Origin of the sequence: Antrihabitans stalactiti, assembly GCF_012932915.1 — a bacterium.
In the GTDB taxonomy this organism is placed as follows: domain Bacteria; phylum Actinomycetota; class Actinomycetes; order Mycobacteriales; family Mycobacteriaceae; genus Antrihabitans; species Antrihabitans stalactiti.
On sequence record NZ_VCQU01000002.1, the window covers coordinates 131,247 to 150,831 of the forward strand.

At 64.2% G+C, this 19,585-nt stretch carries 19 protein-coding genes; 14 read left to right on the forward strand and 5 right to left on the reverse strand.

Annotated features, from left to right (window positions below; genetic code table 11):
- The first annotated feature begins 12 nt into the window (after positions 1 to 12).
- From ybeY to era, 4 genes are read left to right on the forward strand one after another with little or no spacing between them, the layout of a single operon-like run.
- Positions 13 to 561 (forward strand): rRNA maturation RNase YbeY, encoded by a 549-nt coding sequence (ybeY, locus tag FGL95_RS06285; protein WP_169585376.1) that lies wholly within the window; start codon positions 13 to 15, stop codon positions 559 to 561.
- 12 nt (positions 562 to 573) lie between these two features.
- Positions 574 to 1,902, forward strand: coding sequence for a hemolysin family protein (locus tag FGL95_RS06290; RefSeq protein WP_169585377.1), 1,329 nt, complete (start codon positions 574 to 576; stop codon positions 1,900 to 1,902).
- Positions 1,895 to 2,221, forward strand: a complete 327-nt coding sequence (locus FGL95_RS06295; RefSeq protein ID WP_169585378.1) for a cytidine deaminase — start codon at positions 1,895 to 1,897, stop codon at positions 2,219 to 2,221. Before FGL95_RS06290 ends, FGL95_RS06295 begins: the two co-directional genes overlap by 8 nt.
- Complete coding sequence (gene era, locus FGL95_RS06300; protein WP_169585379.1) at positions 2,214 to 3,119, forward strand: GTPase Era; 906 nt, start codon at positions 2,214 to 2,216, stop codon at positions 3,117 to 3,119. The genes FGL95_RS06295 and era overlap by 8 nt, the downstream gene beginning before the upstream one ends.
- Positions 3,120 to 3,182: 63 nt before the next feature.
- Here era and FGL95_RS06305 read toward each other — a convergent pair whose 3' ends face one another.
- Positions 3,183 to 4,424, reverse strand: coding sequence for a neprosin family prolyl endopeptidase (locus FGL95_RS06305; protein ID WP_169585380.1), 1,242 nt, complete (start codon positions 4,422 to 4,424; stop codon positions 3,183 to 3,185).
- A 101-nt stretch (positions 4,425 to 4,525) separates the two neighbouring features.
- Here FGL95_RS06305 and FGL95_RS06310 point away from each other — a divergent pair, with 101 nt between their 5' ends.
- The 4 genes from FGL95_RS06310 (at position 4,526) to FGL95_RS06325 (ending at position 8,975) form a co-directional block, all read left to right on the forward strand.
- Positions 4,526 to 6,556, forward strand: a complete 2,031-nt coding sequence (locus FGL95_RS06310; RefSeq protein ID WP_169585381.1) for a S8 family serine peptidase — start codon at positions 4,526 to 4,528, stop codon at positions 6,554 to 6,556.
- 481 nt (positions 6,557 to 7,037) lie between these two features.
- Positions 7,038 to 7,814: a DNA repair protein RecO gene (gene recO, locus FGL95_RS06315; protein WP_169585382.1), complete on the forward strand. Its 777-nt coding sequence runs from the start codon at positions 7,038 to 7,040 to the stop codon at positions 7,812 to 7,814.
- A complete protein-coding gene (locus FGL95_RS06320) occupies positions 7,786 to 8,577 on the forward strand; it encodes an isoprenyl transferase (protein ID WP_169585383.1) in 792 nt (263 codons plus the stop codon). The genes recO and FGL95_RS06320 overlap by 29 nt, the downstream gene beginning before the upstream one ends.
- Positions 8,574 to 8,975, forward strand: a complete 402-nt coding sequence (locus FGL95_RS06325; protein ID WP_169585384.1) for a YbjN domain-containing protein — start codon at positions 8,574 to 8,576, stop codon at positions 8,973 to 8,975. Before FGL95_RS06320 ends, FGL95_RS06325 begins: the two co-directional genes overlap by 4 nt.
- Here the strand turns inward: FGL95_RS06325 and FGL95_RS06330 are convergent.
- Positions 8,972 to 9,376 (reverse strand): transcriptional repressor, encoded by a 405-nt coding sequence (locus FGL95_RS06330; protein ID WP_169585385.1) that lies wholly within the window; start codon positions 9,374 to 9,376, stop codon positions 8,972 to 8,974. The genes FGL95_RS06325 and FGL95_RS06330 overlap by 4 nt on opposite strands.
- A 1-nt stretch (position 9,377) precedes the next feature.
- Positions 9,378 to 9,719 carry a metalloregulator ArsR/SmtB family transcription factor gene (locus FGL95_RS06335; RefSeq protein WP_169585883.1) on the reverse strand — a complete coding sequence of 114 codons (342 nt, stop codon included), beginning with the start codon at positions 9,717 to 9,719 and terminating at the stop codon, positions 9,378 to 9,380.
- A 166-nt stretch (positions 9,720 to 9,885) separates the two neighbouring features.
- Between FGL95_RS06335 and FGL95_RS06340 the strand changes: the two genes are divergently transcribed.
- The 3 genes from FGL95_RS06340 (at position 9,886) to FGL95_RS06350 (ending at position 12,717) form a co-directional block, all read left to right on the forward strand.
- Positions 9,886 to 11,277 carry a glycine--tRNA ligase gene (locus FGL95_RS06340; protein ID WP_169585386.1) on the forward strand — a complete coding sequence of 464 codons (1,392 nt, stop codon included), beginning with the start codon at positions 9,886 to 9,888 and terminating at the stop codon, positions 11,275 to 11,277.
- A gap of 161 nt (positions 11,278 to 11,438) precedes the next feature.
- Positions 11,439 to 12,101, forward strand: a complete 663-nt coding sequence (locus FGL95_RS06345) for a DUF6875 domain-containing protein (RefSeq protein ID WP_169585387.1) — start codon at positions 11,439 to 11,441, stop codon at positions 12,099 to 12,101.
- Position 12,102: 1 nt separating this feature from the next.
- Entirely contained in the window at positions 12,103 to 12,717 is a 615-nt protein-coding gene (locus FGL95_RS06350) for a hypothetical protein (RefSeq protein ID WP_169585388.1), read from the forward strand.
- Here FGL95_RS06350 and FGL95_RS06355 read toward each other — a convergent pair.
- The gene (locus tag FGL95_RS06355; RefSeq protein WP_169585389.1) at positions 12,714 to 13,532 is read right to left on the reverse strand and encodes a MerR family transcriptional regulator; all 819 of its coding nucleotides are present in this window, start codon (positions 13,530 to 13,532) and stop codon (positions 12,714 to 12,716) included. The two genes, FGL95_RS06350 and FGL95_RS06355, sit on opposite strands and share 4 nt — an antisense overlap.
- 94 nt (positions 13,533 to 13,626) lie before the next feature.
- Positions 13,627 to 15,594, reverse strand: coding sequence for a TPM domain-containing protein (locus tag FGL95_RS06360; RefSeq protein ID WP_169585390.1), 1,968 nt, complete (start codon positions 15,592 to 15,594; stop codon positions 13,627 to 13,629).
- Positions 15,595 to 15,682: 88 nt separating this feature from the next.
- On the opposite strand from FGL95_RS06360, the gene FGL95_RS06365 reads away from it, so the two are divergent.
- Genes FGL95_RS06365 through dnaG form a run of 3 tightly spaced genes read left to right on the forward strand, consistent with a single transcriptional unit; the run spans position 15,683 to position 19,567 of the window.
- Positions 15,683 to 16,375 carry a YdcF family protein gene (locus tag FGL95_RS06365; protein WP_169585391.1) on the forward strand — a complete coding sequence of 231 codons (693 nt, stop codon included), beginning with the start codon at positions 15,683 to 15,685 and terminating at the stop codon, positions 16,373 to 16,375.
- A 2-nt stretch (positions 16,376 to 16,377) separates the two neighbouring features.
- Entirely contained in the window at positions 16,378 to 17,661 is a 1,284-nt protein-coding gene (locus tag FGL95_RS06370) for a deoxyguanosinetriphosphate triphosphohydrolase (RefSeq protein ID WP_169585884.1), read from the forward strand.
- Between the two features lies 1 nt (position 17,662).
- Positions 17,663 to 19,567 carry a DNA primase gene (gene dnaG, locus FGL95_RS06375; RefSeq protein ID WP_169585392.1) on the forward strand — a complete coding sequence of 635 codons (1,905 nt, stop codon included), beginning with the start codon at positions 17,663 to 17,665 and terminating at the stop codon, positions 19,565 to 19,567.
- The last annotated feature ends 18 nt before the right edge of the window (positions 19,568 to 19,585 follow it).

A 19,585-nucleotide genomic window follows, 5' to 3' on the forward strand; every position in this document is an offset into this window, starting at 1 on the left:
TAAGGTGAGCGCATGAGTATCGAGATCTCGAACGAATCGGGGATGGACGTCTCCGAGGAAGACTTGATCAACGTCGCCCGCTTCGCCATCGCACGGATGGACGTGCACCCTGCCGCGGAACTGTCGATGGTCCTCGTCGACCTCGACACCATGGCAGATCTGCATATGCGCTGGATGGAGCTGCCAGGCCCGACCGACGTGATGTCGTTCCCGATGGACGAGCTCGAGCCCGGTGGTAGGCCGGACAGTCCGCTGCCTGGTCCGTCGATGCTCGGCGACATCGTTCTGTGCCCCGCGTTCGCGGCGAAGCAGGCCAAGAAAGCCGGCCACTCGCTCGGAAACGAACTGGCGCTGCTCACCATTCACGGTGTGCTGCATCTGCTCGGGTTCGATCATGCCGAGCCCGAGGAAGAAAAAGAGATGTTCGGCCTGCAGAACCGCCTCCTGGAGGAGTGGTACGAAGGCCTGCGTCGGGCCGAGCGGGAAGCGGCACTTGCCGAAAAAGATCGGCGACTGCTGGGCAAGGCCGGATTTTTCGACGGTCCCGGCAGTACGCGTTGATGAGGCTCCGCCTTGAATAGCCCTCCGGCACTGCTCGTCATGGCAATTCTGCTCGTCCCGATCGGTGGGTTGTTCGCCGCTGTCGATTCCGCTTTGAACACGATTTCCCCCGCGCGAGTGGAGGATCTGGTTCGCAGTGGTGAAAAGCCGGGGTCCGCAACCTTGTTGCGGATCGTCGGCGACCGTCCCCGCTACATCAACCTCATGGTGCTGCTCCGGATCCTGTGCGAGATCACCTCGACGGTGCTGCTGGCAGGCGCGCTCATCGAGTTGATGGGTACGTCGGGTGCTTTGATCGTCACCGCTGTCGTGATGGTTCTCGTCGACTACGTCGTGATCGGCGTCGGCCCAAGGACTCTCGGCCGCCAACACGCCTACACGATTGCACTCGCCGCCGCAGTTCCATTGAAAGGCATCGGATTTGCGCTCGGGCCGCTGAGCCGATTGCTGATTCTCATCGGTAATGCGATCACGCCCGGTAAGGGATTCCGCAACGGCCCGTTCGCCTCCGAGATCGAGCTCCGCGAGATCGTCGACATGGCACAGGAACGTGGGGTGGTCGCCGACGACGAGCGCAGGATGATCCAGTCCGTATTCGAGCTGGGTGACACAGCTGCACGAGCGGTGATGGTTCCGCGGACCGAAATGGTCTGGATCGAATCCGACAAGACAGTGGGCCAGGCAATTTCCCTCGCGGTCCGTAGCGGGCACTCGCGAATCCCGGTGATCGGGGAGAACGTCGACGACGTGCTTGGTGTGGTGTACCTGAAAGACCTTGTCCAGCGCACGAATACGTCGTCGGGTCGCGACCGTGACCTGCCGGTCTCGGAGGTGATGCGGCCTGCCGTGTTCGTGCCCGACTCCAAGGCACTCGACACATTGCTCGCGGAGATGCAGCGCGACCGCAACCACATGGCCTTGCTGGTCGACGAGTACGGCGGCATCGCCGGTCTCGTGACCATCGAAGACGTGCTCGAAGAGATCGTCGGGGAGATCGCCGACGAATACGACCTCGACGAAACACCGCCCATCGAGGACCTCGGCAACGGCAAATACCGAGTGTCGGCCCGGCTTTCGATCGATGACCTGGGCGACCTGTTCGGTCTCGAACTCGAAGACGACGACGTCGACACGGTCGGCGGCCTGATGGGCCACGAACTGGGGCGCGTGCCGCTGCCTGGGTCGAAAGTCGTCAGTCACGGTTTGGTGCTGCGTGGCGAGGGCGGCGCCGATACGCGCGGTCGGGTGCGGGTCAATACGGTGCTGGTCCGTCGAGTCCCGAACAAGAAGGCGAAAGAGACTGCCGACGCGCAGACCACGGAGAGGGCTCAGGATGAGTGAATTGGATGCCGAGGACCAGAAGCTCGTCGTGCTCGCCCGTGGCGCGTTGGCTCGGACCGGCGGTCGCACCGGGGCAGCGGTTCGCGACAGTGACGGCAGAACCTATGCGGCGGGCGAAGTAGGGCTCGCGGCGTTGACGCTGAGCGCTCTACAGGCGGCCGTTGCCGCAGCAATTTCCAGCGGTGCGGAGGGATTCGAGGCCGCGGTGATCGTCGGCGGCGCGAGCGACGATCCCGGATTCGCCGCCGTGTCCGAAGTGACGACGACTGCGAAGTTGATCGTCACGCGGCCTGACGGATCGGAACCGACTCATGCCTGACACCGAATTCCATTCCGGCTTCGTCTGTTTCGTCGGGCGTCCCAACACCGGCAAGTCGACGTTGACCAACGCGATGGTCGGCTCGAAGATCGCGATCACGTCGTCGCGCCCACAAACGACGCGGCACACGATTCGCGGCATAGTCCATCGCGAGCACGCGCAGCTGATTCTCGTCGACACCCCTGGCCTGCATCGTCCGCGAACGTTGCTCGGACAGCGACTCAACGAACTTGTGCGCGATACGTATTCGGAGGTCGACGTCATCGCCCTCTGCATCCCGGCGGACGAGAAAGTCGGTCCGGGCGATCGGTGGATTCTCGAGCAAATCCGCCACATGGCACCGAAGACGCCGATCGTCGGACTGGTGACCAAGATCGACAAGGTCGGCAAGGCGCAGCTGGCTCCGCAGCTGATGGCAGTGTCGAAACTGCTCGGACCGGAATGCGAGATCGTCCCCGTGTCTGCGACGAAGGGCGAGCAGGTCGAGGTCGTCGTCGATGTGCTGGCATCGAAGTTGCCGGAAGGTCCCGCGTTCTACCCAGACGGCGACCTGACCGACGAGCCGGAAGAAACGCTGATGGCGGAACTCATCAGGGAGGCTGCGCTCGAAGGCCTCGACGACGAGATGCCGCACTCACTCGCCGTCGTGATCGAGGAAGTCCGCGACCACGAGGGTCGTGAGGACATGCTCGATGTCCATGCGTTGCTGTACGTCGAGCGGTCCAGCCAGAAGGGCATCATCATCGGCAAGGGCGGCGCGCGGTTGCGCGAAGTCGGCACAGCCGCACGCCACCAGATCGAACGATTGCTCGGCACCAAGATCTATCTCGAACTGCACGTGAAGATCGCGAAGGATTGGCAGCGCGACCCCAAGCAGCTCGGCCGCCTCGGCTTCTGACCCAGCACCTGCTCGTGAGTCTTTTAGGAGTCCAGGGACTCCAAAAAGACTCACGAGGGTGGGCTATGCGCTGCCGGGGTTCTTTCCTGGGCCGCCGTAGTAGAAGTAGCTACCCCAGTTATCGGTGTTGTCGAAGAAGCCGTCGATGCCGTAGCAGGCGGGATCCGATTCCCACGCAACCGGGTTGTATCGCTCCATCTTGCCGTCAGTCGTCGCTTGGTAAGCCAGGTTTCGCATGAAAGCCGCGTGGCGCCAACCTTCTTCGGGCCAGCCACCGCTGCCCATATCGGTGCGTGTGATGCTTCCCTCGTTCGCGTCGATGACCTGCCCACCCCACGCGACGGTGGTCGCAGCCTTTCCGAGACCATCGGAGTGAAACAGTGACGCGGGGTAGTACCCGATCCAGGTTCCGTTGATCCGGACCCACCAATTGCCCTGCCACAGCTGGACTTTGATCTGGAGCTCACACTGGGAGCCACCCTCGTGGGACAGCGACGCATAGCTGGCCTCGGGGAAGATCTCGTTCGAGTACTGCACCCAGCCGTCGACTTCGGTGTTGTAGCCGCCCTTGTTGTCGCCGGAATCGGTGTAGTGGTTGGTCGTGTAGTGGACGAAGAGGTGGGGCACCCAGTCGCCGTACTTGTTCCGATATTCCTGGTGCCCGACCTCGACCGTCTGGGTGCCGATGTGCTCGCCGGCGCTCAGCCACAGCTGTCCCGCGGAGAACTCGTTGGCGTACTCGACGTAGGGATCCCAGACGTTGATGGCGCCTTCGGTGCCGTAGCTGACGACACCCTGGCTGGTGTAGCTGTACTTGTGAGTTTCGCCGGTCGGCATGTCGCTGCGCGGGTCGTCGGCGGGCCGCAGCCGCCGGGCGCGAGTGCCCTTTGCCAACCAGTCGCTCAACGGCACGTTGGGGTTGATCTCGGCGAACGGTTTGCGAACGATCGGGACGGTTCCCTCGGGGCCGATCTTCGCTCCCGGACCTTGGAGTTCGAACCTGACCGGGTCCACGCACCGGTCGCCCTCTTCGGTGTGCACAGGCACGTCTTCGCTCGGCGGAGTCGCGAGCGTCGTTGCGCCGGGCTGGGATTCGATCGGGACCCAGTCGAGCTGTTGCCCGGAGGGAGTACGAGTGGTCTTGACGATGTCGAGCTTGGCGTGACGATCGCGGAGGTACTGCCGGATCTCCTCGTTGCGAAGCTCCGCCCACTTACCGAGTTCGGCGTCCGAGCGTCGACGCTGCGACCGCTTACGCCTCCGACTGTCGTGCTCTGGGTTCCGATTGAGCGAGCTGGTCGCCATTGTCAGACCTCCGTGGTGTTCTCATATCCGGGCTTGATCACGGACGCTACTACTGTGCTCAGCGGAAATTCCTGAGACTTAGTGATTCCAAAGGGGAGTTAATGACACGCATCACGATTAACGGGGTCTCGCTGGATCCGGCGCGGCAGTCGAGGGCATTGGCAGCTGCGGTGCCCGACATCGGGGATGCGTCGCAGTCGAATTACGTCTTGGTCCAGGCGAGTGGACCGCTGTCGACCGAGGACCAGGCAGCCCTTGCCGACCTCGGCTGCGTCATCCACGAATACGTACCCGACGACACCTATCTCTGCGGCTACGCGTCGGCGGACCTTGCCGCGATCAGCGCCTTGCCGTTCGTCACCTGGGCCGGTGTCTACCTTCGCGGCTTCAAAGTAAATCCGTCGTTGCGGCCGACCGCGCCCGATCCGTCGCGGTCGATCGTCACGACCGCCGATCGACGGCCCTCGCGCAGAACGCGCATGGTCGACGTCGTGTTTCACGACGACGTCGACGGCACCGCGTCGTCCATCGTGGCGGCGGTCGCCGCGGCGGCAGGGCTGGATCCTGCTGTACTGCAGAGCAGTCGGGGGAAGGTGCGGTTGACCGTCGAGGAGGGCAGGCTCGATCGGATCGCCGCTCTGGACGCGGTGCGACACATCGAGGAGGTGCCGCGGCGGCAGTTGTTCAACAATAGGGCGCGCAAGATCATCAACGCCGAGGTCGTCGTCAACAACACGACGTTTCAGGGCGAAGGCCAGGTCGTGGCGGTGGCCGATACAGGTTTCGACGAGGGTTCCACGTCAGACGTGCATCCGGCGTTCACCGGCCGCGTTGCCAAGCTGTACGCGCTCGGGCGCCCGAAGCCTGCGCGCGCGGACGACCCGGACGGGCACGGCACTCATGTTGCGGGATCGGTTCTCGGTGATGGTATGTCGGCGTCGATGGGTGGTGCGATTCAAGGCACGGCGCCTCGCGCAACCTTGGTCCTGCAATCGACGTTGGATGCGGCGGGGGAGCTGGGCGGGCTGCCGAGCGACCTGCACGATCTGCTCGGGCCGCCGTACGACAACGACGGCGCGCGAGTCCACACGAACTCGTGGGGTGCGACGCGTCCCGGATTGCCGTACGACTCGACTGCGAACGAAATCGACGACTTCGTCTGGAACCACCCTGATCTGGTCGTGGTGTTCGCGGCAGGCAACGACGGATCGGACGCGAACGGAAATGGCATCGTCGACGCCGGATCCATCGGATCGCAGTCGGCCGCAAAGAATTGCATCACCGTAGGTGCGAGCGAGAACGATCGGCCGGACTTCGACAAGACCTACGGCGAGTACTGGCCCAACGACTTTCCACGTGATCCGGTGAAAACCGATCTGCAGGCGGACAATCCGGAAGGGCTGGTCGCGTTCAGCAGCCGGGGTCCGACGAAGGAACGCCGTATCAAGCCGGATGTCGTCGCGCCTGGAACATCGATTCTGTCGACCTTGTCGCGCCGCGTCGTCACGCCGTCGGATGCATTCGGCACGTCATCGGATCCGTTGTTCTTCTTCGAGAGCGGCACCAGTATGGCGACGCCGCTGGTCGCGGGATGCGTTGCGGTACTGCGGGAAACACTCGTGAAGAACGGAACTCCGAAGCCCAGTGCAGCGCTCGTGAAGGCGTTGCTGATCAACGGTGCCTCGGCGCTCGAGGGGCAGTATTCGCCGACCGAGGCCGGAGCCTCGCCGAACAACGATTCCGGTTACGGCCGCGTGGATCTGGCGGGCGCGGTCGTGATACCGGGAACGACGGTGGGCGCGGGTTTCCGTGAAGGCGGACCGCTTTCCCAAGGTCAGGAAGAAAAAGTAGCGCTGACGGTCCCTGCCGGTGCGGCGCGATTGAAGGTCACACTCGTGTGGAGCGACCCGCCGGGGCCTGCACTGCAGAACGATCTCGATCTGATTGTCCGGGCCGACGGTGCTGCCGAGCGGCACGGGAATATGGGAACGGCTGCGGGATTCGACAGGGTGAACAATGTCGAGCAGGTTCTATGGGAGGGCGCCCCATCCGGAACGGTGGACGTCGTTGTCCACGCGTTCCGGATTACCCGCTTCCCGCAGCCGTTCGCCGTTGTGTGGCGGTTCAGCTGACCGCCGGGCTCACCGTCGCCGCAGGGCGGAGACGCAGCTCGGGCAAAGGTCACGATCCGCCACGATCCAGCCCTTGGACTGGGCGCTGCGGATGGCCGACGCCGCCGCCGAGCGTGCAGGGGAGTAGGTCCATCGTTCACACCGGTCACAACGGATTCCCCAGCTCAGCGACCCTGTGCTGCTGCGCGCTGACTGCATACCCATGTGCTTCTCCGTTGCTCATAGCCAATCGCTGGGCTGTCCGGCAGATGAATGTGGTTTACGCCACTGATGAAGTGTGACACATTCGTGACCATTCCGATACCGGATCGATGCAACGAACCTTGGGGTCTGTTTTAGTGGGGTTGTGCGCGAACTGCGCTGTGCATGAGCCTAGATCGCGGAGGCCTAATCCGCATCAGCTGGCGGTGCGCCTAGGCGAACGTGTCGGGGTGTCGTGCCAGACTGGATCGGATTAGGTAAGTGACGGGAGACGGCCAGCGTGCGGTTGTATCGAGACAATGCGGTCGTGTTGCGCCAGCACAAGCTGGGCGAAGCCGACCGGATCGTCACGCTGCTCACCCGCGAGCACGGATTGGTGCGCGCGGTGGCCAAAGGTGTTCGTCGTACGCGGTCCAAGTTCGGCGCGCGGCTCGAGCCGTTCGCGCATATCGATGTCCAGCTGTACCCGGGTCGCAATCTCGACATCGTGACACAGGTGCACACGGTCGATGCCTTCGCCGGCGACATCGTCAACGATTACGGTCGCTACACCACCGCATGCGCCGTCTTGGAAACCGCCGAGCGCCTCGCTGGTGAGGAGCGCGCACCTGCGCTGCAGTTGCACCGGCTCACGGTCGGAGCGTTGCGCGCGTTGGGGGAGCGGGCTCGGCCCTCGGAGCTGGTTCTCGATGCATTCCTGTTGCGGGCCATGGGTTTTGCAGGCTGGGCGCCTGCGCTCGACGAGTGCGCGAAGTGTGCCGCACCCGGCCCGCATCGCGCGTTCCACGTGGCTGCAGGTGGCATGGTGTGTGTCCATTGCCGTCCCGCAGGTGCGGCCACACCATCGTCGGGCGTGCTCGATCTCATGGATGCATTGCGTCGCGGCGACTGGGCGTTCACCGAGACCACGTCGGAAGCGGTCCGTCGGCAGGCGAGCGGACTGGTCGCTGCGCATCTGCAATGGCATCTCGAACGGCAATTGCGCACCCTTCCACTGATCGAACGCAGCAACCCGCATACTTCAGAGTGTGATTCGCCGCTCCGATCCCACGCCTAGTCGCCCCATCCGCCCACCTGACCCACATCCGTCGGGCGCGAGACCGCCGATCCTGCAGTCCGAGCTGATCCCTCAACACGTTGCGCTGGTGATGGACGGTAACGGGCGCTGGGCGCAGGAGCGCGGCTTGCCGCGGACCGCCGGGCACGAGCGCGGCGAGGCCGTGTTGATGGACACGGTGTGTGGCTGTATCGAAATCGGCGTGAAATGGCTTTCGGCTTATGCCTTTTCGACCGAGAACTGGCGGCGCAGCCCCGACGAGGTGCGCTTCCTCATGGGATTCAACCGCGATGTCATCCGTCGGCGACGCGACGAGATGCACGAGATGGGCGTGCGCGTGCGCTGGGCGGGCAGGCGACCGAGGTTGTGGCGCAGCGTGATCAAGGAACTCGAGATCGCCGAAGAGCTCACCAAGGACAACACCGAGATGACGTTGACGATGTGCGTCAACTACGGCGGTCGGGCCGAAATTGCGGACGCGGCAAGGGAAATCGCGCGTCGCGCGGCAGCGGGGGAGCTCGATCCCGAACGTGTCACCGAAGCGACCGTCGCGCGCTACCTCGACGAACCCGACATGCCGGACGTCGACCTGTTCCTGCGTCCGTCAGGAGAGTTGCGGACCTCCAATTTCATGCTGTGGCAGTCCGCGTACGCGGAGTTCGTGTTTCAGGACAAATTGTTTCCCGACTTCGACCGCCGCGATCTGTGGGCTGCGTGCGTCGAATATGCATCCCGTGATCGCCGCTTCGGAGGAGTGAAATGACCGACTCGTCTGCGGACCTGCTGCAGCAGCGCGCGATGGCGGTGCTGGCGCCGTTCGTCGAGGTACGGACCAACGACGACGGCTCGCTCGGCTTCGAGTACGCGGGATCGCTGTGCTCGATGCGGTCGATGACGCTGTCGCCAGGCCTGGACGTGCTGTCGCTGACCTGCGTACTCACCTGGGACCGTCCGCTGCGTGCTGCCCTGACCAAGCGCGTCGCCGACCGAAACAATGCACTGCAATTCGGGTCGATCACGATCATCGGCAACGGCAAGCTTGCCGACGTCATCTTGCGCTACACGTTTCCCGCTGGGGGTCTGTCCGACGAGGCGCTGACCACGATGCTGTTGTTGGTGCTGTCGGGAGCGGATCGCAGCAGGCAGGGCCTGGTGCCTTAGACCTGCGCACACGCCTTGCAGGTACCGAAGATCTCGACGGTGTGGCTGACGTCGGTGAAGTCGTGCAGGTCGGCCACCGATTGCGACCACTGCTCGACCGTCGGACCCTCGACCTCGACCGTGTAGCCGCATTGCCGGCACACCAGGTGGTGGTGGTGCCCTGACGAACAACGCCGGTACACCGACTCGCCCGTGTCGGTACGCAGTACGTCGACCGTCTTGGCTTCCGCGAGCGTTTGCAGCGTCCGGTAGACGGTGGTCAGGCCGATGCCTTCGCCACGTTTGCGCAGTTCGTCGTGCAATTCTTGGGCCGACTTGAACTCGTCGATGTCGTCGAGCAATGCCGATATCGCGCTTCGCTGGCGGGTGCTGCGAACGCCTACCTTGTTCCCGGGATGCACGTCATCCTTCCTCTGCGTGGGCGACCGCGTCCACGACGATGTGAGCGAGGTGGTCGTCGACGAGTTCGTAGAGCACCTCACGCCCGTTGCGTTCGCCGCGGACGACGCCTGCGGCCTTGAGTATGCGCAGGTGCTGGCTGATCAGCGGTTGCGTCACGCCCAGTGCTTCGACGAGTTCGTGCACGCAGCGCCCGGATTCCATGAGCTGCAAGACAATTGCAATGCGTACCGGCGCCGCGAGCGCGCGCAGAATCTCCCCTGCGGATTCGAGAGTTGCCCTCGGGGGCACCGGCGCAGGCGGAACCTCGCCGAACGGGTCGTGGCTGTGTGCTGTGATGTCGATGTCGCCTGTTCCAGCCGTCGCCACGTCGTCTCCTTATTGCAAACCGATTTCATTATGATATGCATGGTTGTGCATGTCAAACGGGGGGTGCCGCTGTTCGTCGCCTCGGCAGATAGGCTTGACGTCGTCAGATCCCCCTTACCCCGCAAGATGGAGAGCTCTCGACGTGGCCCCGAAGTCCAAGATCGACACCGTTGCCAACCTCGCCAAGCGCAGGGGTCTGGTGTACCCATGCGGCGAGATCTACGGCGGCACCAAGTCGGCCTGGGATTACGGACCGCTCGGCGTCGAACTCAAGGAGAACATCAAGCGGCAGTGGTGGCGCAGCATGGTCACCAGTCGTGAGGACGTCGTCGGCCTCGATTCGTCGGTCATCCTGCCGCGCGAGGTCTGGGTTGCGTCCGGCCACGTCGGCGTCTTCAACGACCCACTGGTCGAGTGTTTGAACTGTCACCACCGGCACCGCCAGGACCATCTGCAAGAGGCGTACGCGGAGAAGAAGGGCATCGACAACCCTGACTCCATCTCCATGGAGATCATCACCTGCCCGGATTGCGGCACCACCGGTCAGTGGACCGAGCCTCGCGACTTCAACATGATGCTCAAGACCTACCTCGGCCCGATCGAGTCCGAAGAAGGCATGCACTACCTGCGCCCCGAGACGGCGCAAGGCATCTTCATCAACTACGCGAACGTGCAAACGACGTCGCGCAAGAAGCCGCCGTTCGGAATTGCCCAGATAGGCAAGAGCTTCCGCAACGAAATCACGCCTGGCAACTTCATCTTCCGCACCCGCGAGTTCGAGCAGATGGAGATGGAATTCTTCGTCAAGCCCGGCGAAGACGAAGAGTGGCACCAGTATTGGATCGATACGAGGCTTGCGTGGTACACGGGTCTTGGTATCGACCCGGAGAACCTGCGGCTCTACGAGCACCCGAAAGACAAGCTGTCGCACTACTCCACCCGGACCGTCGACATCGAATACCGCTTCCACTTCCAGGGCAGCGAGTGGGGCGAGCTCGAAGGTGTCGCCAACCGGACCGACTTCGACTTGTCCACGCATTCAAAGCATTCCGGCACGGACCTGAACTACTTCGACCAGACGACGGGGGAGCGGTACACCCCTTACGTCATCGAGCCCGCAGCGGGACTCACGCGGTCGCTGATGGCGTTCCTCGTCGACGCCTACGCCGAAGACGAAGCGCCGAATGCCAAGGGCGGCATCGACAAACGGACCGTGCTGCGGCTCGACCGCCGTCTGGCGCCGGTCAAGGCAGCGGTCCTGCCGCTGTCGCGCAACGCCGACCTGACACCGAAGGCGAAAGATCTAGCCGCCGCGCTGCGTCAGAACTGGAACGTCGAGTTCGACGATGCAGGCGCAATCGGCCGTCGCTACCGGCGCCAGGACGAGATCGGCACGCCGTTCTGCATCACGGTCGACTTCGACACGCTCGAAGACCAAGCGGTCACCGTGCGTGAGCGCGATTCAATGGCACAGGAACGGGTTTCGCTCGACCAGGTCGAGGGCTACCTTGCTCAGCGGTTGATCGGCTCCTGACCCCGTGCGCGCGTCTCACCCCTGAAGGGGTGAAATTCGCGCACGGTTGTGTCAGCGCCGACACACTTTGAACGTCGCAGCGCCGACAGACGTATAAGCCTCTCGGACGAAGAATTGTCATCACAAGCAGATGACCTTCTTCTCACCCGAAAGGATCGACGATGTACTCAACGAGCTTCGACGCCCCGAGCTCCGTTAGCACCGAGATCACGTTGTCGAGCCTCTTCACAGGTGCGCCGGCACCGCAGCACGAAGGTGCTGCCGGAATCCTGCGGCGTTGGGCAACAGACTATTTGAGCAAGTCGCACCCCGAGCTCGGTCGTAAGGGCGCGGTCTGCCCCTTCACGATGCCGTCGATCAAGAAGGACCTCTTCTGGGTTGCCTTCCTCGACGGCGACAACCTGGACCGCGCGGCAATCTCCGGCGCGCTGACCGAGGTGATCGAGGAGTTCCAATCCTCACCGCCGGTCGACGCGAACGACGAGATGCTGAAGACGGCGCTGTTGGTCTTTCCCGACCTAGAGGACCACAGCTTGATCGACGAGATTCAGCTCGAATTCAAGAACCTCTTCATCAAGTACGACCTGATGATCGGTCAGTTCTATCCGGGCTGTGGCGAAAGTGGTTTGTGGAATACCCATTTCCGGCCGCTCGACGCGCCGTACGCGATGATCGCCATCCGCCACGTCACCAGCAGCGACTATCCGTTTCTCGCCAGTGACGAGAACTGGGCCGCCGCCTACCTGACGAAGTTCGCACCACACATTCCCGCGCGAGTGCGCAACGACATGGCGAAACGAATCGCCAGTGGAAAGGCCGCCTGACATGTTGCAGTCCTATCGCATCGTCGGTTCCAATTGCCGCATGATCGCGGCGGTCCCGTCGGAAGCACCCGAATTGTGGGCGGCGTACCTGGAAGGCGCGATGGCGAGCTACCGCAAGTTCGGAGTGGAGAACGCCCTGGAGCTCGATGAAATCCGTGACGGCACATCGACATCGCTGTTTCTGGTCGCCGTGACGCCGGACGGTGAGGTGGTCGGTGGGGTGCGTGCACAGGGTCCGTATGCGGTGGCCGAGCAAGCACATGCCATTCAGGAATGGGAAGGCTGCGAAGGTCAGGACGACGTTCGGCAGATGGTCGCCGACCGCATCGCCGACGGCGTCGTCGAGATGAAGACGGCGTGGGTGTCCGACCGCAGCCCGGACCGCAAAGCCCTCACCCAAGCGCTCGCGCGGATCCCGTTGGTCGCGGTGCTGGACCTGCTCGATGTCCGGTACGTGATGGCCACGGCCGGAACGGATCCCGTCATCAAGCTCTGGCTGACCACCGGCGGCGAGATCGCGACCCACATCCCGACCGCGCCCTACCCGTCGGACCGCTACCACGCGACGCTGATCTGGTGGGACCGCGAGGCGCTGACCGACCTGCAGGCCGCTTAGTGCACGACGGCTTGCAACTCGGTGACCCAGCCGGCGGGGTCCTCGGGGCAGTGGATGGTGAGTTCTCTTGCATAGCGTGAGGATTCGTAGCCGTTGGCCTCGATCCAGCGCGCGAGCGTCTGCCACGACCATAAGACGGTGTCCATGCTGCCTTTGTGCAGAATGGTCGCGGCTTGGTCGACCTCGGGCAGGTCGACGATCGCGAAGTCGTAGTCGTCGCGCGGGTCGGCGTTGACCGGCATCGCGGCGTGCACGATCACCGAACCGTCGCCGGCAGGGGCGTCTTCGTAGTGTGCGAGCGCCGGACCGACCGGCTTGACGTCCACCCTCGCCATCCGCTCGTATAAGTCCTTGAACAACTGCTGAATCACCGGACCGATGAAGTCGGGCTGGTAACCTGCGGCCTCGGCGGTCAATTCGGCCACTCGGACGGCTGGAAGCGTCTTGAGTACAACATCATTGGTCGGCATGGCGCCCTCACTCTCGATGATGTGGAGCCTCGTCTCGACCTGGGTGAGCCGCGCTGCGTCGCTGGCCAACTGCGCCTGCAGCTCCGACTGTCGCAGCCGCAACATCCCGCGCAGCTCCGCGGCACTGACCTGGTCGTCGAGGATGTCCTGCACCTGCGACAGCGTGAACCCCAGGTCTTTCAGCGCGATGACGCGATTGAGGCGAGCCAACTGGTCGGCCTCGTAGAAGCGATAGCCGCTCGACGGGTCGACGTGTGCCGGCTGCAGTAGCCCGATGGCGTCGTAGTGGCGAAGCATCCGGACCGATACGCACCCGTGTCTGGCGAAATCTCCAATACTGAACATGACGTTCTCCGTTGTATGGGCTCACACGGTGTCAGAGTCAAGCCTGCAACTGTGCGCGAATTTCACCCCTGGGAGGGTGAGACGCGCGCACGGGTTAGAAGCGGCCGCCCCGACCGATGCGACGCGAACTGCTCGTCCCGCCGAACGACCCCGGACCGAAACTGCCGCCGCGACTGCCACTGAGGCCACCGCGGAGCATGCTGTCGATCAGGATGCCGCCCAGGACAGCCCCGGCATGGCCGCCCGATTGTGTAGAGCGGGTTTGGCTTTCCCACTGCGAGACGTCCGATTGTGCGGCCGACAAGGCACGCGCACCGAGACCCGATGCCGCTTGCGCGGCGGCCAGGGCGCGGGACGGGTCCGAGGCGCGAAGGCGCTGGGCGTCGTCGAGCTGGCGTTGTGCCTCGGAAAGTCGGGTGCGTGCCTCGGCATCCACGACACCCCGTCGGGTCGAGATGAAATCACTCGCCGCAGCGACCTGCGACTGAGCTGCCGTCAACGCCTGGTCGACCTGCTGTGCGAGCCGCTCGGCGTTCTGCTTCTGCTCGGTGGCTGCAGCGAGGGCGTTGTCGAGTTCGACGTCGGCGGCGACGATCTCGTTGAACGCACCCAGTGGATTGGTGTCCTTGACCGCGTCGGCCCGCGACACTGCGGCCTCGGCCGCCGACTTCGACTGTCCCAACTCCGGACCGCCGTACCCGACCAGATCTGCCGCCGCAGCGATGTCGCGCCGCGCGTCGTCCAATGCTGCTGGGAGAGTGGCGATTGCATGGCGAATATCGGCTGCCGCGCGATCGACGGCGTCGAGCAACGCGCGGGCCTGCGTGACCGCACTTTCCGCGGTCCGGATTGCGAATACCGCCGGACCTTGCTTACCCGCGGGCAGCGCGACCGCATCGCGCCCGAGCCCGATGTTCTTGTCCGCGAACGTGAGCCGCTCCTTCGCCATCGACACGTTGTCCTTCACCGGCGCAAGTGCCGGAGCTGGAAACTCGGTGGTCAGGCTCGCGAGAGTCGTCTCCGAATTCGGTATCCGCGCGGTCAGGTCGACGATGTCGCGCGTCAATGCGTCCAATCGGTCACTCGCGTTGATCAGCAGATCGCGCATCCCGTCGAATTCCGCGACGACGGCGTCAAGTTCCTTGTCGGCCTTGCCGATAGTGCTGATCAGGTGGATCAACATGTCGCGGGTCTGCTCTTCGGTTTCCGGGATGTTGTCGTCGAGCCGTTGCCGAATCGAGAAGGCTTGGGCGAGTGTGTTCTTGGCCTTGGCGAACGCGTCGATGAACGGTCGGGCAGCGACGTCGCCGAATTCGCCCTTGGCAAGATCGAGTTCTTCTTCGCTGGTCCGCAATGCGTTGTCCATCTCGACGAGAATTTCCTTCGCTCTCGCGTCGAGTGCTGGAAGCGGTAGGCCTGCAAGCACAGTCGTGTCGGTCGGGTCGGCTTCGCGCGCCGCTTTGGTGCTCGCTTCGAGCCGATCGCGTCTGCGTTTGCGCGACCACAACAACACGCCGCCGGTGCCGGCAACGATCGCGCCGCCGCCGACGAGGAGGACGGTCGTCGAACTGCTGTCGGACGTGCTCATCGCGTCGGAGATCCCGTTGGCTGCCGCGATTGCCGCGCCCGCCCAATCGCCGTCGTGCAACGCGGGGGCGACCTTGTTCACGTCGATGTCTTCGAGTTCGGAGTCGGATATGTCCTTCGGCAGACCGATCGGGTCGATGTAGTAGGCACGGTCGGACACGGCGACCGCCAACAGCACGTCCCTATCGCCGAGCGAGCTTGCCTTCGAGGTGTTTTCCGCCCATTGCTGCGGGCTCTGACCGGAGAAATCTCCGACGTAGACGACCCACAGCCTGATGCGGTGGGTCGTGTAGAGCTCGTCGAGCGCGTCCTGTGTCTTGCGTTTTGCCGCGGTGTCGAGCGCCGCGATGTGGTCGGTGATCTGGTTCTGCAGCCGCGACGGCTTCTCGGCCGTGGCTGTCGCGGGCAGGCAGACGAGCGCGAGGAGGGCAGCAATGAACCCGAACGTGACGAACCTGAACGCGGCGACCGGCATGTGACGAATCTAATCGGTCTACGCTTGTGTGACGACGCGCTGCCTGTGGCTCCGTGTTCGTCAGCCAGACGACTGGCAGACTTGGGGGGTGACATCGGCTCCCGTGCGCTACCGACCTGCGCCAGAACTCGAACCCGAACGCCTGGGTTTCGTGTCGGTGGTCGGCGTCTGGATTCGCCGATTCATCGTCGGAACCATTCTCATCGCGGCGATCGTCGTCGCCGGTACAGCGGTCCGGGTGTGGCAAGTTGCGCGCATCAGCGACTACTCGCCCGCCGATGCGATCGTGGTACTCGGCGCCGCCCAGTACTCCGGCACACCGTCGTCGGTGTTCGAAGCCCGCCTGGAACAAGCGCTGAAGCTGTACGAGCAAGGCGTCGCGCCGATGGTTGTGACCGTTGGTGGCAAGCAGGAAGGCGACCTCTATACCGAGGCCTGGTCGGGCAAGAAGTACCTCACCGATCGTGGTGTGCCGGACGACGCGGTCGTCGCCGTCGAGGAGGGGTCCGACACGCTGCGCAGTATCGAAGCGGTCGGTGATGCGCTGCGAGCGCGAGGCAAATCGTCGGTCGTGCTGGTCAGCGACCCGTGGCACTCGTTGCGTACGCGGACCATGGCGCGCGACGACGGACTCGACGCCTGGACCGCTCCGACTCGGCAAGGACCTGCTGTGTTCACGCGCGAATCGCAAGCGCATGGAATCGCCAGGGAAACCGGCGCGTTGATCTGGTACCAACTGACCCACTTCTCGGCGGACTTCCCGTACACGGCTGGTCAGTGACCTTGACCGAAGGGCCATACTCCGACCACGACCGGGAACGCATGGTCGCCGAGCCCGCGAAAACGGCGGGGCTGCCTGGCGCCAGCGCGGCCCATCGTGGCGATTTCTCCAGGGATCGTGCGCGAGTGCTGCACTCGGCTGCCCTCCGTCGGCTCGCCGACAAGACCCAGGTCATGGGGCCGCGCGAAGGCGACACGCCACGCACGCGGCTCACTCATTCGCTGGAGGTCGCGCAGATCGGCCGCGGCATCGCGGACGGTCTCGGCTGCAACCCCGACCTCGCCGACCTCGCCGGTTTGGCGCACGACATCGGCCACCCACCGTTCGGCCACAACGGCGAACAGGCACTCGACGAATTTGCCGACGCCTACGGCGGATTCGAGGGCAATGCCCAGAACCTGCGCATCCTCACACGACTCGAGCCGAAGGTCCTCGCGGACGACGGCGACAGTGTCGGCCTGAATCTCACGCGCGCGGCACTCGACGCCGTGACGAAATATCCGTGGGGACGGCAGGGGTTGGGAACGAAGTTCGGGGCCTACGGCGTGGACCTCGAACGGCTCGGTTGGGTTCGCGACGGCGCGCCTGGTGTGCGGCAATGCCTGGAAGCCCAGGTCATGGACTGGGCCGACGACGTGGCCTATTCGGTGCACGACGTCGAAGACGGTGTCGTTGCCGGGCGCATCGATCTGCGTGCACTCGCCGATCCGAGCGAGCAACGCGCCCTCGCCGACCTCGGCGCTTTGCAGCGCACGACGCTCGTCGCCGATCAGCTGGTCGAGGCGGCGCAACGGTTGTCGACCATGCCGGTCGTGGCGGCCGCATCGCCGTACGACGGGACCATGGCGAGTTCGGTCGCGCTGAAGAAGTTGACCAGCGAGTTGGTCGGACGATTCGCTTCGGCGGCGATCAGCAGCACGCGGGAGGCCGCTGGAGCCGGACCGTTGTCGCGCTATGACGCCGACCTCGTCGTCCCGGCGATCGTCGCGGCGGAGGTTGCAGTGCTGAAGACGGTCGCGTTGCGGTACGTCATGTCCGATCCTGGCCATCGGAACAAGCAGGCTGAGCAACGGGACCGCATTCACGAGGTCGCCTACCGGCTACTCGCGACCGCACCGGACGGTCTGGATGCGATGTTGCTCCCGCTGTGGGAGCAGGCAGCCGACGACACCGCCCGGGTGCGGGTGATCGTCGACCAGATCGCGTCGTGCACCGAGAGCAGGTTCATGCACCTCAGCAGGGCTGGGCAGTCCAGCACTGTCCGGGGCACGACATACACTTCCTGACGTGCCCGGCCGAATCCCAGATCGCGATATTGCGACTATCCGTGAGCGCAACCGGATCGAGGACGTCGTCGGCGAATACGTCTCGTTGAAGCGTGCTGGCGGCGATTCGATGAAGGGGCTGTGCCCGTTCCACGACGAGAAGTCGCCGTCCTTCCACGTTCGGCCCAATCACGGGCTCTATCACTGCTTCGGCTGCGGTGAAGGCGGCGACGTCTTTGCGTTTCTGCAGAAGATCGAACACATCAATTTCATCGAGTCGGTCGAGCAGCTGGCCGACCGGATCGGCTTCTCGATCTCGTACGAGGGCGGCGGCACGTCGGTCCAGCGCGACAGGGGAACGCGGTCGCGGCTGGTTGCCGCGAACCTGGCCGCGCAGGAGTTCTACGCCGCGCGGTTGCGTGAGCCCGACGCCGAAGCGGCCCGAAAGTACTTGACGGAGCGCAAGTTCGACAATGCCGCTGCCGTGCAGTTCGGGTGTGGTTATGCGCCGGACGGCTGGGACACGCTGACGAAGCACCTGCTGCGCTTGGGTTTCGAGTTCAAGGAACTCGAAGCGGCTGGTCTGTCGCGGCAGGGAAAACGCGGTCCGATCGATCGATTCCACCGTCGTCTGCTGTGGCCGATCCGCAATCTCAGTGGCGACATCATCGGTTTCGGCGCACGCAAATTGTTCGACGACGACACGATGCCCGGCAAATACATCAACACTCCGGAAACCGTGCTGTACAAGAAGTCTCAGGTGCTGTTCGGTCTCGACCATGCGAAGCGCGACATCGCGAAGGGCCACCAGGCAGTCGTCGTCGAGGGCTACACCGACGTGATGGCCATGCACCTCGCCGGAGTCAAAACCGCTGTCGCAGCGTGCGGTACGGCGTTCGGCGAAGAGCACCTCGCGATGCTGCGGCGACTTCTCATGGACGACAGCTACTTTCGCGGTGAAGTGATCTACACGTTCGACGGTGACGCGGCGGGGCAGGCTGCGGCGTTGAAGGCATTCGAGGGCGACCAGAGCGTCGCAGGCAAGACGTTCGTCGCCGTCGCGCCCGATGGTCAGGATCCGTGCGATCTTCGGCAACGGTCCGGGGACGCGGCGGTCCGGGATCTGGTTGCGCGGCGCGTCCCGATGTTCAAGTTCGCGATCAAAGCTGCGTTGGCCGAGCACGACCTCGACACGGGGGAGGGGCGCGTCGAAGCACTGCGCCGAACGGTCCCGATGGTCGCCAGGATCAAAGACAAGGCGCTGCGTGACGACTATGCACGCCAACTCGCGGGGTGGGTCGGCTACGACGACATTCCCGCCGTGCTCAAGCGCGTCCGCGAAGAGGCTGCGAAGACGCAACCGACCGCCGATACCCGGACGCCGCGGCGCTCCCGCGAGCCACAGCGCAACGGCAACTCCGCACCGGCTGCAGCCCGGCCCAAGGCGACAGACCCTTCACTCTGGCCGCAGCGCAACGCGCTCAAGGCGGTCCTGCAGTATCCGGCTATCGCAGGGACAGTGTTCGACTCGTTGCCCGCGGAATCGTTCACCCAGCCTGCGTACATGGCGGTCCGGACGGCCGTTGCTGCTGCCGGCGGCGCAAGCCGGGGCCTCGGAGGCGGGGAGTGGGTCGCCGCGGTCGCGGATCAGACCGAAGACCTCACACTGCGGTCCCTGGTGATGGAACTGGCTGTCGAGCCGCTGCCCGCCGAGGAAGATACGGTGCCCCGCTACATCAGCGGCGTCCTCGCGCGCTTGCAGGAGGTCTGGGTCGGTCACCAGGTCGCCGAGCTGAAGTCGAAGCTGCAGCGCGTCTCACCCGCGGACGCACCGGACGAATATCACGCGATGTTCGGCGACCTCGTCGCCCTGGAGCAGTACCGCAGAAGCCTGCTCGAGCAAGCGATGGGCTCCGAGTTCAGCTAGCGACCGGTGCGCGGTTCG

What these genes read in the sequence shown, in the direction of transcription:
- ybeY (WP_169585376.1), top strand. Translation starts at nt 13, where the DNA reads ATGAGTATCGAGATCTCGAACGAATCGGGGATGGACGTCTCCGAGGAA.
- FGL95_RS06295 (WP_169585378.1), top strand. Translation starts at nt 1,895, where the DNA reads ATGAGTGAATTGGATGCCGAGGACCAGAAGCTCGTCGTGCTCGCCCGT.
- era (WP_169585379.1), top strand. Translation starts at nt 2,214, where the DNA reads ATGCCTGACACCGAATTCCATTCCGGCTTCGTCTGTTTCGTCGGGCGT.
- FGL95_RS06305 (WP_169585380.1), bottom strand. Translation starts at nt 4,424, where the DNA reads ATGGCGACCAGCTCGCTCAATCGGAACCCAGAGCACGACAGTCGGAGG.
- FGL95_RS06310 (WP_169585381.1), top strand. Translation starts at nt 4,526, where the DNA reads ATGACACGCATCACGATTAACGGGGTCTCGCTGGATCCGGCGCGGCAG.
- FGL95_RS06325 (WP_169585384.1), top strand. Translation starts at nt 8,574, where the DNA reads ATGACCGACTCGTCTGCGGACCTGCTGCAGCAGCGCGCGATGGCGGTG.
- FGL95_RS06345 (WP_169585387.1), top strand. Translation starts at nt 11,439, where the DNA reads ATGTACTCAACGAGCTTCGACGCCCCGAGCTCCGTTAGCACCGAGATC.
- FGL95_RS06350 (WP_169585388.1), top strand. Translation starts at nt 12,103, where the DNA reads ATGTTGCAGTCCTATCGCATCGTCGGTTCCAATTGCCGCATGATCGCG.
- FGL95_RS06355 (WP_169585389.1), bottom strand. Translation starts at nt 13,532, where the DNA reads ATGTTCAGTATTGGAGATTTCGCCAGACACGGGTGCGTATCGGTCCGG.
- FGL95_RS06360 (WP_169585390.1), bottom strand. Translation starts at nt 15,594, where the DNA reads ATGCCGGTCGCCGCGTTCAGGTTCGTCACGTTCGGGTTCATTGCTGCC.